General features: G+C 55.1%; 14 protein-coding genes and 1 other RNA gene. 6 read left to right on the plus strand and 9 right to left on the minus strand.

From position 1 onward, the window contains the following. From ssrA to VEB01_RS00185, 3 genes are all read right to left on the minus strand, one after another. Positions 1-343, minus strand: a transfer-messenger RNA (tmRNA) gene (gene ssrA, locus VEB01_RS00175); the annotation flags it as partial. 302 nt (positions 344-645) lie between these two features. Further along, positions 646-1,116 (minus strand): ferritin family protein, encoded by a 471-nt coding sequence (locus tag VEB01_RS00180; RefSeq protein WP_324872081.1) that lies wholly within the window; start codon positions 1,114-1,116, stop codon positions 646-648. A gap of 191 nt (positions 1,117-1,307) precedes the next feature. Further along, entirely contained in the window at positions 1,308-2,420 is a 1,113-nt protein-coding gene (locus VEB01_RS00185) for a multicopper oxidase domain-containing protein (protein ID WP_324872082.1), read from the minus strand. Positions 2,421-2,595: 175 nt separating this feature from the next. Here VEB01_RS00185 and cysD point away from each other — a divergent pair, with 175 nt between their 5' ends. Next, positions 2,596-3,504, plus strand: coding sequence for a sulfate adenylyltransferase subunit CysD (gene cysD, locus VEB01_RS00190; protein ID WP_324872083.1), 909 nt, complete (start codon positions 2,596-2,598; stop codon positions 3,502-3,504). Between the two features lie 76 nt (positions 3,505-3,580). After that, on the plus strand, positions 3,581-5,233 hold the full coding sequence (gene cysN, locus VEB01_RS00195; protein ID WP_324872084.1) for a sulfate adenylyltransferase subunit CysN: 1,653 nt from the start codon (positions 3,581-3,583) through the stop codon (positions 5,231-5,233). On the opposite strand, the gene VEB01_RS00200 is transcribed toward cysN, so the two are convergent. Then, a complete protein-coding gene (locus VEB01_RS00200; protein WP_324872085.1) occupies positions 5,201-7,597 on the minus strand; it encodes a DNA internalization-related competence protein ComEC/Rec2 in 2,397 nt (798 codons plus the stop codon). The two genes, cysN and VEB01_RS00200, sit on opposite strands and share 33 nt — an antisense overlap. A gap of 75 nt (positions 7,598-7,672) precedes the next feature. Here VEB01_RS00200 and VEB01_RS00205 point away from each other — a divergent pair, with 75 nt between their 5' ends. Then, the gene (locus tag VEB01_RS00205) at positions 7,673-8,308 is read left to right on the plus strand and encodes a DUF2062 domain-containing protein (RefSeq protein WP_324872086.1); all 636 of its coding nucleotides are present in this window, start codon (positions 7,673-7,675) and stop codon (positions 8,306-8,308) included. A 38-nt stretch (positions 8,309-8,346) separates the two neighbouring features. Here the strand turns inward: VEB01_RS00205 and lolD are convergent, their stop codons facing one another. The 3 genes from lolD to fur form a co-directional block, all read right to left on the minus strand. After that, positions 8,347-9,027, minus strand: a complete 681-nt coding sequence (lolD, locus tag VEB01_RS00210) for a lipoprotein-releasing ABC transporter ATP-binding protein LolD (protein WP_324872087.1) — start codon at positions 9,025-9,027, stop codon at positions 8,347-8,349. After that, positions 9,020-10,267, minus strand: a complete 1,248-nt coding sequence (locus tag VEB01_RS00215) for a lipoprotein-releasing ABC transporter permease subunit (RefSeq protein ID WP_324872088.1) — start codon at positions 10,265-10,267, stop codon at positions 9,020-9,022. The genes lolD and VEB01_RS00215 overlap by 8 nt, the downstream gene beginning before the upstream one ends. Positions 10,268-10,337: 70 nt before the next feature. Then, complete coding sequence (gene fur / locus VEB01_RS00220; RefSeq protein ID WP_324872089.1) at positions 10,338-10,769, minus strand: ferric iron uptake transcriptional regulator; 432 nt, start codon at positions 10,767-10,769, stop codon at positions 10,338-10,340. 78 nt (positions 10,770-10,847) lie between these two features. Here fur and VEB01_RS00225 point away from each other — a divergent pair, with 78 nt between their 5' ends. Next, positions 10,848-11,300, plus strand: coding sequence for an outer membrane protein assembly factor BamE (locus VEB01_RS00225; RefSeq protein ID WP_324872090.1), 453 nt, complete (start codon positions 10,848-10,850; stop codon positions 11,298-11,300). Positions 11,301-11,330: 30 nt separating this feature from the next. Here VEB01_RS00225 and VEB01_RS00230 read toward each other — a convergent pair whose 3' ends face one another. After that, positions 11,331-11,600, minus strand: coding sequence for an RnfH family protein (locus tag VEB01_RS00230; protein ID WP_324872091.1), 270 nt, complete (start codon positions 11,598-11,600; stop codon positions 11,331-11,333). 22 nt (positions 11,601-11,622) lie between these two features. Further along, on the minus strand, positions 11,623-12,975 hold the full coding sequence (locus tag VEB01_RS00235; RefSeq protein ID WP_324872092.1) for a sodium-dependent transporter: 1,353 nt from the start codon (positions 12,973-12,975) through the stop codon (positions 11,623-11,625). Between the two features lie 108 nt (positions 12,976-13,083). Here VEB01_RS00235 and smpB point away from each other — a divergent pair, with 108 nt between their 5' ends. Next, positions 13,084-13,563: an SsrA-binding protein SmpB gene (gene smpB, locus VEB01_RS00240; protein ID WP_324872093.1), complete on the plus strand. Its 480-nt coding sequence runs from the start codon at positions 13,084-13,086 to the stop codon at positions 13,561-13,563. A 127-nt stretch (positions 13,564-13,690) separates the two neighbouring features. Further along, the gene (locus VEB01_RS00245; RefSeq protein WP_324872094.1) at positions 13,691-14,944 is read left to right on the plus strand and encodes a D-alanyl-D-alanine carboxypeptidase family protein; all 1,254 of its coding nucleotides are present in this window, start codon (positions 13,691-13,693) and stop codon (positions 14,942-14,944) included. The last annotated feature ends 29 nt before the right edge of the window (positions 14,945-14,973 follow it).

The following is a 14,973-nucleotide window of genomic DNA, read 5'->3' on the forward strand; positions in this document are numbered from 1 at the left end:
AATTGAACCCGCGTCCGCGAATCCTCCGCCTTTGGCTCTACATGCTTATCCGACTCTATTGATTTAACCGGTCGCTACCCGAGCGGCAGGGAAGACGGCCGGCGGTTCCGTTAGGTTTTAGCGAATCGGCCCCGGACAGACTTCATCGCGAGCTTACAATTGGGTTACCCCCGAAAACCGACGCCTATAAGCGAGCTTCGGATCAGAGGCCGGCCGGATTAAGCGGCCAGAGCGTAGTTGTCGTCGTTGGCAACTATATTGGTTGCAGATGGATTTACGAGGTTATCTGCACCTCGGCATGCACCTCGGGTTTTGCGATCCTCGTCGAAGCCAAGTCGCCCCCAAGTCGAAGAGTAGACAGTATAGCGGCAAAAAAGTTTCGAGCAACCTGCGCTTGGGATGTGGCGTGATTATTACGCGAGACAGTTTTCGGTCGGGAAACGGTGCTATACGGTGAAACCACTGGTGTTGCGGGTTTGGAGAGCATCGAATACCAGACGAGCGTAAGGTCTGTTCATCCTAAAGCAGCATGAGGTCCCGTTTTGTTCTTATCCTGTGCGAACACTTGGTTTTCCTTAAGGCCGGAACGGAGCTTCCGGCCTTAAGAGCGGGCAAATTCGCGAAACGAACTGGTTTTTCAGTCTTTCAGAGATCGTCCATCCATTCGGCATCGCGGATAAATCGGTGCTTCTCCTGTTCTTCCATTTCCGCGAGATTCGTGAAAACTTCTTTGGCGTGCGGGTCTTCGACTATGGTGGCTGCCCCTTTATAGATTTCGATCATTGCATTGTCGAAGGCCATGGCGATTTTTATAACGTCATCGACCGATATATCGGGCCTGACGGCGGCGTCTCGCAACAGTTGTTCGACATTGGAGCCGGGAGAATACTGGAGCCAGAAGTTGAGAATGCTCTTGCGCGATCCATCTTCGAACCGCTGCATCGCCTGTTCTCGATTTTTCTCGTGGCGGCTCAGGTAATCCAAGAGCATTTTTACCCGGGCCTGATCATTTTGCTGGTTCAGCGAATCGTAAAGCTCCGTTAGTTCGCTGTGTAGTTGTATGCCGTAGTCGAGCACATCTTTAACTTGCTCGAAATTGTGCATCTGCTGGTGCATATGGTTCTCCGACAGTTTTATTCGGCAGGTTTCAGACGATTCGAAGCATCCCTCTTTTGGCATTGCAAGGCAAGAGCACAGTAATTTCGTCGGATCGATGCACTCAAGTTTACCGGTTGCTGCGGGGCTTATGCTGTCCGGCAGTAGCCGATTTTCCAAGAGGCATCATTAATTAGACTGCTACGACTCGTCTATCGCTCCCGGCGCGTCACCGTATAACTGGCCATCATGCCCGCGTCGATGTGGTCGTTGACATGGCAGTGATACATCCAGACGCCGGGATTATCGGGTTTCATGTCGACGGTAACGTGGGTTCCCGGAAGCAGATTCACAACATCGACGCGGCGGCCGATCTCGGTCAGCGTATTGCCGTGCCAGTGCGAGGTATGAAGGTCGACTTCCGTGCCGAGAGCCAGTTGATACCAGCGCACCGTTTCGCCCTCTTTCATCGTCAAACCCGGCACGTTGTGATAGACGTAGCCGTTCATGCCGTGCATCAAATTGCTCTCGACGAAGCTCTCGTCTTCGGATTTTTCCGCGGCGGCGGGAGCGAAGGTGCTGATGTTTTTGTCCAGATAAAAGCTTTTGTTTTCGTCAAATACGGTGAAAAGTACGACGAATTCCCGGTCGATGCCTTTCAGTTTTCCGTTGCTCTGCAGAACGCCGCGGCGAGAGATGATGATGGGTCCCACGAGCCCGGTATTCGTATCGGTGACTTCGTTGACATGGGAATGGTATAGCCACACGATCGAACTCGGGTCCGCCGGGCCAGGACCCGAACGCTCGGGCACTTTCCAGATGTAGGTATCGGTTTCGCCCGGCTCGACGACATCATCTTTCCGGTCATCGCCGGATGTGCCGTCCTCGTAATGGGTGCCTTCGCTGTCTTTTAGGTAAAGTACGCCGTGTGGATGAAGCGATACGGGCATGTCCGCCGTTTTATTCGTCAGCACCACTTTGATGGTGTCGCCGACGTTGGCGCGAATAACCGGCCCCAGGATTCCCAAGTGCCGCCACTCCGGCGGACGTTCCTTGACCTGGGTAAAGCTGGCGTCGGTGTATTCGACGTAATGCGCTTTATAGTATTGCCGGCCGATCCGATCGGAGTTGTTGCCTTCGACGAAGACTTTCTCGTCTTCGTTGAATTTCTCGCCATGCATGGGATTGATAGGGTACGACGGGGCGTAGTCCCATAGTGTCTCTTCGGCGGCGATGTAATAGGTTCGTGTTGTATTGGCCGATACGATTCCGGAGAACAAAGGTAAAACGGCCAAGTGTAAAAGAAGAATTCGGATTTGGATCATGGCGATAAATCTGGCGAGGTAAGCAGGCGAAGCGTGAAGAAATGATAATCACTACCATTAAACTGTGCCAGTGTTTGTTCCCGTCAGGTGGCCGGTGGCTTTTGTGATAGTATTTGGAGCCGGTTAAATAATGCGCTAAATCTCTTTCCGGGTTTCGGTAGTAACACTCTTCTCCATGAACGAATACAAACTCACCCATCTCAAGCAGCTGGAAGCCGAAAGTATCCACATTATTCGCGAAGTGGCTGCGGAATTTGAGCGTCCCGTGATGCTTTATTCCATCGGCAAAGACTCCGCGGTCATGCTGCATCTCGCGATGAAGGCGTTTTTTCCCGGCAAGCCGCCTTTTCCGCTCATGCACGTCGACACGACCTGGAAATTCCGGGAGATGATCGAATTTCGCGATCGCCGCGCCCACGATCTGGGTCTGGACCTCATCGTGCACATCAACATGGAGGGTGTGGAGCAGGGTATCGGTCCTTTCAGTCACGGCAGCAAGAAGCACACGGATGTCATGAAAACCGAGGGACTCAAGCAAGCCTTGAACAAATACCAGTTCGATGCGGCATTCGGCGGCGCGCGCCGGGATGAAGAGAAATCGAGGGCGAAAGAGCGCGTTTATTCTTTCCGCGACCGAAACCATCGTTGGGACCCGAAGAATCAGCGGCCGGAACTTTGGAATCTCTACAACGGCAAGATCAACAAAGGCGAGAGCATCCGGGTATTTCCGCTCTCAAACTGGACTGAGCTGGATATTTGGCAGTACATCTATCTGGAAAGCATTCCCATCGTCCCGCTGTATTTCGCCAAAGAGCGGCCGGTGGTCGAGCGCGACGGCATATGGATCATGGTGGACGACGACCGTATGCCGCTGGCGCCCGATGAAAAGCCGGTTATGAAAACGGTCCGCTTCCGTACCCTCGGTTGCTATCCCTTGACCGGCGCCGTCGAATCGAGCGCAGCCACCTTGCCCGATATCATCCAGGAGATGCTGCTGACCAAGACGTCGGAGCGCCAGGGGCGTGTCATCGACCACGATCAGGCGGGCTCGATGGAAGAGAAGAAGAAAGAAGGCTATTTCTGATTTGCCGCGTGAAGGTGCCGAGTGCACGTTCAGCGATAGAGTCTACGTCTGACCCATTCATCCAGTGAATTAGTCTATGTCTCATCAGTCCGAACTCATTAGTTCCGATATCCACGCCTATCTTGCTCAGCACGAGCGCAAAGAATTACTGCGCTTTTTGACTTGCGGCAATGTCGACGATGGCAAGAGCACCCTGATCGGGCGGCTCTTGCACGATTCGAAAATGATTTACGAGGACCAGTTGGCCGCGATCAAGAAGGACAGTGTCAAGTCGGGCACTACCGGCGGCGATATCGACTTGGCGCTGTTGGTCGACGGACTTCAGGCCGAGCGGGAGCAGGGGATCACCATCGATGTGGCCTACCGGTATTTCTCCACGGCCAAGCGGAAATACATCATCGCCGACACTCCGGGGCATGAGCAGTACACCCGGAACATGGCTACCGGTGCTTCCACCTGCGATTTGGCCATTATTCTGGTCGATGCCCGCTACGGGGTGATGACGCAGACCAAGCGGCACAGTTTTATCGTGTCCCTGCTCGGCATTAGGCACGTGGTCGTGGCCATCAACAAAATGGATCTAGCCGGTTACAGCCGCGATGTATTCGAGCGCATACGCAGTGATTACCTGGCGTTCGTCGAAAAGCTGAATATCCATGATGTTCGTTTTATTCCGCTATCGGCTTTGAAGGGCGACAACGTTGTCGTCCATAGCGACGAAATGCCCTGGTATCAGGGGCAGGCGCTGATGGAACTGTTAGACACTATCGAAATCGCCCAGGACCAAAACTTCACGAATCCACGTTTTCCGGTGCAGTACGTCAATCGGCCGAATTTGGATTTCCGCGGCTATAGCGGCACCATGGCTGCGGGCGTCTTTCGCAAAGGCGATTCCGTTACGGTACTGCCATCCAAGAAAACCAGCCGTATTAAATCCATCGTCAGCTACGACGGAGAACTGGACGAAGCCTTCCCGCCTCAAGCCGTCACGGTCACGCTGGATGATGAAATTGACGTGAGCCGCGGCGACATGTTGGCTCGGTCGGACGATCTACCGATTCTCGATACGCGCTTCAAGGCGCATATCGTCTGGATGACCGAGGCGCCCTTGGTTCCGGGCCGGCAGTACTATCTGAAGCAAACGACCAAGGTTGTGAACGGCTCGGTTTCGCAGATCCACCACCGGGTCGACATCAATACTTTGGAGGAGCATCCGGCGGATCAGCTCAAGCTGAATGAAATCGGCCTATGCGAGGTTGCCCTTAGCGCGCCGCTCGCCTTCGATCCTTACAAGGTCTGCAAGGGAACTGGTTCGTTTGTCATCATCGATCGTCTAACCAACGTCACCGTAGGCGCCGGCATGATCGTGGGGCAAGCGGATGGCGAAACGGGATTGCGGCGGGTGACGGTAGAAGAGCGTAGTGCGCGTTTCGGCCAAAAGGCCGTGACGTTATGGATCACCGGCGAGCACCGGCACGATGTGGCCTACGAGCTTGAACGCAGGCTCTTCGATTTGGGGCACGCCAGCACAGTACTGGATGATCACACCTTAGCCGAGCAGGTTCGGATTATTGCCGCGCAGATTAACCAGGCCGGTTTGATCTGCATCTGCCCTTGCGAAACGGGTCCCGGTGACGATGGTCTGACGACGCTTCACGCATCGGCCGATGAAATGAATGCGGACGATATCGTCGCATTACTGAGGGAGACTCAGAGCCTGGCGTTCTGATTCGTTAGTTCCCTTCGGTCTTCCGCGCTGGCCCATTCCGCCATCAATGGCGGAATGGGCGTTCCAATACTTGCCGTGTTCTTTTCGGTAACTCTCCAGTCTTAGATCATCCTGCCTGTTGCCGACGAGCACGGCTAGCGCTCCTGTTTCGGCGGTATTGAAAACCGATATGTTCGCATCTCTGTAGCGCTGCAATACCGCCCGGTGAGGGAACCCGTAGCGGTTCAGATAGCCGGCGGGAATCAAAGCGTAGCGAGGGTTCGCGGCGGCCAAGAAGTCCCGGCTTGAGGATGTATTGCTGCCGTGATGAGGGACGACCAGAATGTCGCTAGCCAATCCGTCTCCATAACGGCTGACGAGCACGCGCTCGGCGGCTTTCTCGATGTCGCCGGTCAATAGAACGCTTCCGCCTGGTCCGGTGACTTTCAATACACAGGAATTGTCATTCTCATGCTCGCTTTTCTCGATGGGCGCAAGCATCTCGAATTTAACTCCATCCCACTCCCACAGTTGTCCGGCTATACAATTTGCGGTTCGGAATTCCGGCAATTTCTCGGGCACGCTGGTATAGATTTGCTCGATTCGAAACCGTTTGATTAACGCAGGCGCACCGCCGATGTGATCGTTGTCGCCGTGGCTTACGATCAAGGCATTGATGTTCTCTATCCCGCGATGACGAAGATAAGGTTCGATGACGGCGGAGCCGATATCGAATCGGCTTCCGAATCGGGCCCCGGTATCGAAAATCATGAGGTGCTCGCGGGTCTCGACCACAGCTCCAAGTCCCTGGCCCACGTCGAGTAGCGTGAGTCGGAAACCAGCCTCCGGCAGCCGATCCGGATGCGCGCTCACGGCCGGAATGACAAGAACGAGACCGAGCCAGCGGGCCGGAATGCCCTTGGGGGATAACAGCAGCACGAAACCGCCCAATGCGAGCGGAATTGTCCAAAACGGTGGTTCGGCATGAGTCCATTGGGCCATCGGCAATTCGGACAGCCATTGAAGAAACGGCCAAATCCATTCGAGCAGGCGGGACGCCAGGGTCAGCAGCCCTTCGCCGGCAAACGGTAAGATTGGTAACAGCAGTGCGCCGGTCAGGCAAACTGGAATCAAGAGCAAGCCGATCGCAGGAACGGCAAATAAGTTGGCGATCGGAGAAATGAGCGAAACTTGCTGAAAAAACAACAGCAGCAAGGGGGAGAGGCCCACCGAGGTGGCCCAATTCACCCGCGCCATTGCCCGCCAACCGCTGCTCGTGCCCCTTCGGTACGAAATAGCGAAAAGGATCAAGGCTACGGCGATGAAAGAAAGCCAGAATCCCGGCGCAAGAACAGCCAATGGATCGTAGAGCACGACCGCAAGCATCGATATCACCAGGACGTGAAAACTGTTCAGATGCCGCTGCCGGATGACGGCGCCCATGACGATGGCGATCATGATCAGGGCGCGCTGAGTGGGTATCGCGAAATCCGCGAGCGCCGAGTAGAAGAGGGCAGCTGTAAAAGCCGAAACGGCCGCAATGCTCGGCGGTGACCAGCGCATCACGCCCAATCCCGCACAGATCCGACGTACCAGGAAAAAAACAAATCCCGCGACCAAACCGATATGAGAGCCGGAAATTGCCACCAAATGTGCTGTGCCTGTCCGCCGAAGCACGTCCCATTGCTCGGGCGTAATCTCGTCGTCGGCACCCATGGTCAGGGCTTTGACGATTCCGGCTAGGGGGCTGCCGTTCAGCGTAGTCGAGAGGCGGTCGTAAAGCTCTTGCCTCCACACCCTAAATGAATAAGGGTTGTCCACGGCATTCAGGCGCCGATTGTCCGGAGACTCGGTGACATAACCAACGGCGCGGATACCCTGTGCGAAGAGCCATTGTTCGTGGTCAAGGCCTCCTGGATTGAGCATGCCGTGGGGCGGCTTGAGCTTTACCCTAAGCTGCCAGCGTTCGCCCGCTCTTACCGAGATCTGGTGGTTATACCAGCTCAGCCGAACTCGGGACGGCAAAACCAGGTTGGCGGGTTCGATAGTCTTTTGAAGGTCGAAGTCGAAGCGGAAGCCGTGGTCTCCGGGCTGGGGTATGGAATGTATGACGCCTTCGATGATCGCCGCTTGTCTTTCCGTAGCTGTCGGTAGGCTCTCGTTCAGGCGAATTCCGGCAAAGGCAAGTGCCCAAAAGATGCCGAGGACAAATGCGGCTAGAAGGCGCAGCTTGAAATAAGCGAATAAACCGAAAGCAAGGACTAGGAGAACGAAAGTCCAAGGATCGGGCAATGACGAGAATTGTTGGACAACGGTCACCCCGCCGACAAAGCCGACAACGAGCGGGAGGGTCATCGGATTATGGAGACGGAGAATTTCATTCAACTTTGAATTTCAAGTCCGTACAATAGCGCGCCTTTTACAAGAAAAAATAGTTCACAATCATTCCAGTTTAGGGCTATGCCAAAAAAGTTTTTTAAACGCTACTTGCCGGACCCGAAAAAAATCAAAGAGATTAAAGCACTGGAGTTTTTGGGGGATAAGCTTCACTCGCCGAATTTGTGGCATCTGAACCGTCGGTCGGTGTCACGCGCTTTCGCCATAGGGTTGTGGGCGATGTATACGCCGCCATTGCCATGGCAACAAATCATCGCCGCGGTCCTGGCTATCTATTTCAATGCCAATTTGCCCATTGCCGTGGCGTTGGTCTGGATTACCAACCCGCTGACCTGGGCGCCGATGTATTACTTCGCCTACAAGGTTGGCGCGCTTATTATGGGGCAGGCGGCTTTTTCCTTCGATCAGTTCTCCGAGCTGTTCAGCATAGAAAAGGCTTTGGAGCTAGGGGCGCCCTTGCTGATCGGCTGCGCCATTCTGATGCACCTTGGCGCTGTCCTGGGCTATTTCGGCATTCTTTGGGTGTGGCGAAGATCCGTGCTTCATCAGCTGGAATTGAGGAAATTCCGCAATGCCGAATTAAGCACAACCGTCATGGTGCGGGAAAGCTACGCGACGTACAAAAAGCTCTTGGAACATCGGCGCAAGCATCAGGAAGGTCAATTGGCCGAAGCAGCAAGGTCCGAGGCGAAGGGTTAACAGCGATTCGTCTTTAGGCTGGCGGGTTCGGACGTGCTTTACGGCGTGACGATCCGCCCGTCGTCCAGGTGCAAAATCGTGTCCATCCGCTGAGCCAAAGAGGCATCGTGAGTGACGACCAGGAAGCTCACTCCGTTTTCCTGGTTCAGCTCCAGCATGAGTTGGTACACCTGTTCCGCGGTTTTTCTATCCAGATTTCCGGTTGGTTCGTCGGCCAAAACGCATTTCGGTTTCGTGACCAGGGCCCGTGCGACTGCTGCGCGCTGGCGCTCGCCTCCCGACAATTCCCCGGGCTTATGTTCAAGACGTTTGCCCAGTCCAACCCGCTCTAGCATCGAGGCGGCGCGCTCTTTTGCCTCATATACCGGCAGCTTGCCGATCAAAAGCGGCATGGCAACGTTTTCCAGCACCGTGAATTCACCCAGCAGGTGGTGGAACTGATACACGAATCCCAGCACCCGGTTTCGCAGTTCGGCGAGCTTGCGTTCGTTCAGTGTTCCCAGTTCTATGCCGTCCAAATAAACTTGCCCTTGGGTCGGCGCATCGAGACCCCCGAGTAAATGCAAGAGCGTGCTTTTACCCGAACCGGAGGCGCCCATAATGGCTACTTGCTGTCCCGCTTCGACGGCAAGGGTTACGCCCTGCAATACGTCAACGCTCAGATTGCCTTGGGCGTAACGCTTGTGGAGGTTGCGGCACAGCAGGACCGGCTTATTCATAACGGAGTTCCTCGGCGGGCTTGATACGCGATGCCTGCCAGGCAGGATAGATCGTTGCCAGGACGGAAAGCAGGAAGGCCATGCCGGTAATCCGGTATACGTCCGACCAGATCAGCTTCGACGGTAGCTCGCTGATGTAATAAACGTCCGCGGACAGGAACTGAACGCCGAACAACCGCTCGATTGCCGGCACGATGGTTTCCACATTCCACGCCAGTAAAACTCCGCCGACGCCACCCAGCAGGGTGCCGAAAGCACCGATGACTGTGCCCAGTACGATAAAAATTCCCATGACCCCGAGTGGCGTCATGCCTTGAGTTCGGAGGATCGCGATATCCGAACGCTTGTCGGTGACGACCATCACTAGTGTGGAAACGATGTTGAAAGCGGCCACCGCGACGATGAGCAGCAGGATGATGAACATGACCCGCTTTTCCGTTTGGATGGCTTTGAAGAAATTACTGTGCGACTGGGTCCAATCGGCAATTTGATAGCGCCCATTGAGCTTGGGGCCGAGGTCCCGTGCCACGTGCTGGGCATAGAACACATCATCCAGCTTGAGTCTGACCCCCGATACGGCGTCCTCGAGACGAAACAGCTTGGCGGCGTCTTCCAACTGGACCAACGCCAGGTTCCGATCGTATTCGTACATCCCCACCTGGAAGACGCCGACTACCGTGAAGCGCTTGAGGCGCGGCAGAATGCCGGCGGGTGTCGCGGTGAGTTGCGGAGTGATGACGGTTATCTTGTCGCCGGTGACCACACTCAGATAATCGGCTAGCTCCGAACCGAGAATAATGCCGAATTCGCCGGATTTAAGTGCTTCGAGATGTCCTTCCACTATTCGGTTTGCGACCTCGGACACACGTGGTTCGTAGTCGGTCATGATGCCGCGCAGCATCACGCCGCTCACTCGGCGGTCCGAATTCAGCATGGCTTGCCCTTCGATATAGGGCGCCCAGCCGAGCACGCGGGAATCCTGCTTAAGGGTGTTTTCGAGCGAACTCCAGTTTCTGAGTTGGCCATCCAAACCGGAAATGGAGGCGTGCGAAGTCATGCCCAGTATGCGCTCGCGAAGTTCCGCTTCGAATCCATTCATTACCGACAGCACCGTGATCAAGGCAGTAACACCCAAGGCGATGCCTAAAACCGACGTGAAGGTAATGAACGAAATGAAGCGCGTGCGCCGTTTAGCCCGCGTGTAGCGCAGGCCGATGAAGAAGATCAGTGGCTTAAACATGCGCCGAAATTGACCAGGCTCCGCAGGAGGTGAGCGTCATGGGAAGGAGATTTAGAGGTTTGTCAGGGGTTCAAAGAGGCGGTTGGCTCTTTTGGCAATCCACGCAGATGCCGTAGAGGCATAGCGAGTGATCGGTGAGCTTGAAATGCTTATCTTGCGCTATTTCTTTTTGGCGTCGCTCGATGAAGTCATCGCTGAACTCTTCGACCCGGCCGCACTTGACGCATACCATGTGATCGTGGTGCTCGCCGCGGTTCAGCTCGAAGATCGAATTGCCTCCCTCGAAATGGTGGCGTTTGACCAAGCCGGCCGCCTCGAATTGGGTCAGAACCCTGTAAACCGTGGCCAAGCCGATCTCTTCGCCCTCGCTGAGCAGCGATTTGTAGACTTCTTCCGCCGTCAGGTGCCGATCCGATCCGCTGCGGTTCTCCAGCATTTCCAGAATTTTGACGCGCGGGAGAGTAACTTTGAGTCCGGCGTTCCGTATATCTTGACTTTCCAAGACGGTAACCTACGCAGTGTTTTAAGTCTGTCGATCGAGTATTATTGGACGATTGGTCCGATTCCCTGCAATCATATCATGCCGAAGCTCCTCACCGTAATAACCTACTGTCTAAGTCTGTTTTTGGCCGGTTGTTCCACCGATAAGCTTAAAGAATCCTTGCCTGGCGTATACCGGCTCGATATTCATCAAGGCAATATCGTTTCGCAGGAAATGGTGGACCAGCTTCGGCCCGGTATGACTAAGCGGCAAGTGGTATTCATCATGGGGTCGCCGCTGGTTGTGGATCCATTCCACGACGATCGGTGGGACTATGTCTACTCCAACGAGCCCGGCGGCAAGCCGCGGCTGCAAAAGCGGATCACCTTGATTTTCGACAAGGATGAGTTAATGGGGCTTCAGGGCGATTTTCGGCCGGGCAATCTTCCGGAAGTCGAGCCCAGCAAGGATGTGACGATCAATATTCCCAAAATCGAGCGTGAAAAAAGCCTGTGGGAGAAGATCACGGGATTGTTCCGAAAAGGCGATTAGTAAAGTGGTGAAAAGTCGCCGTTTCCGGTTCTACTTTTTCGCTGCCCGGGCGCGCCTCGCTTCTTTCGGATCGGCGATCAAAGGGCGATAAATCTCCACGCGGTCGCCGGGTTTTATCGGTTGGTCGATAGGGCAGACTTTGCTGAATATCCCGATCTTGTTCTTCGCCAGGTCGATTTCGGGAAAACGGTCCAAGATGCCTGACGCGGCTATGGCGGTTTCCGCGGTTGCATCGTCCGGTACATCCACCGCCAGGATAATCTGCGCATCCGGCTTCGCGTAAGCGACTTCGACTTTCATTGCTTGCCCGAGCTTCGGGAAATCAAACCACGCCGATGGCGCTAAGGGTGACCAGCGCGACGGCCAAGGGAGACGCGTAACGGATCGCAAGCCGCCAATAGCTATAGGCGGGTCCCATTTCGAGCTCTGTCTCAGTGACTTCGCGCTTCATGACCCAGCCGGCGAATAGGGCAACCAAGATGCCCCCGACGGGCAACATGATGTTGGCGGTGATAAAATCCACAAGCTCAAAGAAGTTCTTTCCGAACCATGTGTTTTCGGACCAAAGGTTGAACGAAAATACCGTGCCGAATCCCAACAGCCAGCAGCCTAATCCACTCCGGAGGCATGCCGTTTCGCGGCTCATCGCCCGGTTCTCGGAGAGCCAAGCCACGGCGGGTTCGATCAAGGCAATCGCCGAGGTGATTGCCGCGAAAAACACGAGTACGAAAAACAATAAGCCGAATAGCGAACCGCCGGGCATTTGACCGAAGGCGATCGGTAGCGTTTGAAAGATCAAACCGGGTCCCATGGTCGGTTCCAGGTGATTGGCGAATACGATCGGAAAAATGGCGACGCCCGCCAGCAAGGCCACTAGGGTATCCGCAGAGGCGACGAATACCGTGGATCGCGAAATCGAAACATGATCGGGCAGGTAAGAGCCGTAGATCATGATCGAGCCCATGCCCAACCCTAGAGAAAAGAAGGCCTGTCCCATGGCTACCAGCACGCTTTCGCCGCTGATGCGGCTGAAGTCCGGTTTGAACAGGAACGATATCCCTTGGGCGAATCCGTCGGAATTCATGGCATAGCCATCCAAGAGTACGAGCATGATGAACAATCCCGGCATCATGAAGCGCGTCGCACGCTCCAGTCCGCCACTGACTCCGCGGCTGACGATTGCCATCGTTGTGGCCATGAAAACGGTGTGCCAGATAAACTGAATTTCCGGAGAGGACTTAAGCTCGTTGAAGACCCGGCTGGCGTTGTCGGCGCTGATATGGGTCAGATAGCCGCTGCTCATTTTGAATATATAGATCATTGACCAGCCGGCGATAACCGAGTAATAGGACAGAATCAGGAATCCCGATAGCATGCCGAGCCAACCGGCATAGTGCCACGCGGAGCTGGTCTTTGCTTCTTGCGCCAGCGTCAACATGGTGTTGATGGGACTTTGGCGGCCGCGGCGTCCCAGCATAGTTTCCGCGATCATGATCGGAATGCCGATGGCAACGACGCACAGCAGGTAAACCGCGACGAAAGCGCCGCCTCCGTTTTCGCCGGCCAAATAGGGAAACTTCCAGATATTTCCCAGGCCTATGGCCGAACCGCTCGCGGCTAGAACAAACGCCAAGCGCGATGACCATTGGTTGTGCAGAAAACGTTGATCGGTCATGTATTCTCCGAGTTATTGTGCTGAGCCAATCGAAGGTCCGGGCAACCCCAGGATGGGTTAAAATATCAAGATTTTTCCATTGAGTCAGGCAAATTTAGATCTAAGTACATGGCCGCAAAGAAAAACAAGGATACAGCCGGGAGTGGCACCATTGCGCTCAACCGACAAGCCACCCACGAGTATTTCATAGAGGAGCGCTTCGAAGCGGGCCTGGCCTTGCAGGGGTGGGAGGTGAAAAGCTTGCGGGCCGGGCGAGCGCAGCTGAAGGAGAGTTATGTCACGCTTAAAAACGGCGAAGCCTGGCTGCTCGGAGCGCATATTTCTCCTCTGGCTTCCGCTTCCACCCATATCGATCCCGATCCAATCCGAACCCGGAAGCTGCTTCTGCATCGTCGAGAATTGAGCAAACTCATCGGCCATGTAGAACGCAAAGGCTATACTCTGATCCCGCTCGCGTTGTACTGGAAAAGTGGGCGTGCCAAGCTGGAAATCGGTTTGGCGAGAGGTAAAAAACTGCACGATAAGCGCGCCACCGAAAAGGAAAGGGACTGGCAGCGCGAAAAGCAGCGCATCATGAAGCAGCGCTGAAACCGAGTCTTTTTGAATTGTTCGTTGCTGCTCGGTGCGTCGTCGCACGAGTGAGTTTCTTGTTTTTGAATGCCTCCCTGTGCGGGTTTGGCAATAATTTGCGCATTCTGGAGAATTGGCGATAACGATGCATTGGGTTGAGCACAATCACCTTTTGGTTTTGGCCATATTAGTTTTGGCGAGTGGCTTTTTCTTCACCCAGCGGGCAGAAGCCGGTCCCTATGCGGCTTTGGTGGCGGAAGTCGAAACCGAGCGTTCGCTATTCGACCGGAATGCCGACGAGTTGAGGCATCCGGCTTCGCTTACCAAGATGATGACGCTGTATCTGGTCTTCGAGGCTCTGGCCAGCGGGCGCATTTCTCCCGATACCGTATTGCGGGCTTCCCGGTTTGCCGTGCTGCGTCCCCCATCCCGATTGGGGCTAAATGCCGGCGATGGGATCACGGTCGAGCAAGGCATATTGGCTCTGGTGACCCGGTCGGCGAACGATGCGGCAGCGGTAATCGCCGAGGGAATGGCCGGTTCGGAGTCCGCATTCGCGCAGTTGATGACCGAGAAGGCGCATCAACTGGGTATGAGTCGCACCGTTTACCGGAACGCGTCCGGCTTGCCTGATCCTAATCAGGTAACGACGGCTTGGGACATGTTTCGGCTCGGGAAGTCCTTGTACAAGCATTTTCCGCAGTACTATCCCTATTTCTCTACGACCCAGTTCTATTTCGATGGCCGTAGCTTTCATAACCACAATCATCTCTTGAAAAGCTATCCGGGCGCGGATGGGATTAAAACCGGTTTCGTCAATGCGTCCGGTTTTAACTTGGTTGCGTCGGCGCGCCGCAGTGGTCACCGGTTGATTGGGGTGGTTTTTGGCGGAACCAGCGCCGCAGCCAGGGATGCCCATATGCGGGACATACTGGATGACGGTTTTGCACAGCTTGATGGATTGGAACCGAAGGTTCACACAGCTTCATTTGACCAGCCCGAGCCGCCAACCTTGCTCTCCCGGCCGAAACTACCTCAGCCGTCGGCCGAGAGGCGGACCGGAAGAAAGGATGTCAAGTTAGCTAACAGCGGTAGTCGTCCCCGAGACGAAGGGGATGGACAGGAGAAAGCAGGCGCTAATCGCGGAAAGCAAATTTGGCAAGTTCGTGTGGGCTCATTTCCCCGGGAGAAAGCCGCGGAGCAGCGGCTGTCGCAGGCCTTGAAGGTCGCTCCACATCCGTTCCGTCATGCGCGTGCGACGATTACCGCCCGCACGCGGAGTGGGAAAAAAGTTTATCTGGCTGTTTTCAATGGAATGACTAAAGAGGATGCAGCCGCGGCCTGTCAGGCGCTCAAGCGTAAACGTATGGAATGTGCTTCGGGGCGGTCGTCGAGCTAAATCGACGTCAAAATAGCGCTTGGCGCGTT

This window comes from Methylocaldum sp., assembly GCF_035627495.1.
Taxonomy (GTDB): domain Bacteria; phylum Pseudomonadota; class Gammaproteobacteria; order Methylococcales; family Methylococcaceae; genus Methylocaldum.